Below are 835 nucleotides of genomic sequence, written 5' to 3'. Positions count from 1 at the left end.
CACGGGTCGGCGACCAGCCACTCGTAGATGCTCACACCGGCGCGCAAATGCATCAACGACTCACACGCCTGGTTGGCAGCCACGATCCGCCCCATGACCGTGTTGAGGATGAACACCGGCACCGTGATCGCCTCGATAGCGCGAAGCTCCAAATCGCAGGGGGCACTGTCGTCGGACCGCAGCCGCCCCTCCCGCGCCGACAGAAGAAGGCGAACGTTGTTGTCCTGGACTTCCAAGGCTGCCAACACTTTTCGAATGTTGTCGTCGACGAGCGGACGCTTCTTGAGTTCTATCTTCTTGATCGTGTCCGCCGCCAGCCCGACCTGCTGGCCCAGCTGGAACCGGTCCAAACCCAGTTGCTTCCTGCGCTTTTCGATGAACGCGCCGACGTTCCTTAACCTTGCCGGTATTGTCATGGGCTTCCCTCCCCACCGCTCGTGTGGCGCCACCGGGCACAAGTTGTCCCCGCTGCAACCGTTGACCCCCTGCACTGTGCACACAATGCTAGAGCTAGATCGCAAGCGCATACAGGCCGCAACCACACAATCGGGTGTGACTCCGGTCATGAATACACAGGGGTATATGCGTTTTCGGCTGCCACACCGTCGAGGCATGCCGTCGTGCAACGAATTTGGTTCGAAAGCGCCTTTGGCGCAGTGCGGGAGGGAATTTAATGATGAGTCCAGAGCGCCGGGAGTTGTTGTCCTCCGACCTCGACCGAGGCTATCGGGTCGCGTCGCAGGTCAGTGACGCCGCTCACCTCATCCAGACCTACGCCGACACCGCCGACGACCTCGAATTGGCGGAATTCGTCCGGCAATTCGCCGTGCAGCTG

Annotated in this window: 1 protein-coding gene; it reads right to left on the bottom strand. The window is 60.8% G+C overall.

Annotation, left to right across the window (positions count from 1 at the left end):
* Window positions 1-416: helix-turn-helix transcriptional regulator (locus A5780_RS11030; protein ID WP_156769441.1), on the bottom strand; the 416-nt coding region annotated here is incomplete at its 3' end.
* Window positions 417-835 lie beyond the last annotated feature (419 nt).

It is taken from the genome of Nocardia sp. 852002-20019_SCH5090214 (assembly GCF_001665865.1).
Lineage (GTDB): Bacteria > Actinomycetota > Actinomycetes > Mycobacteriales > Mycobacteriaceae > Nocardia > Nocardia nova.
Note: the sequence above shows the minus strand (reverse complement) of the source record. Positions and strands in the feature narration are given on the sequence as shown.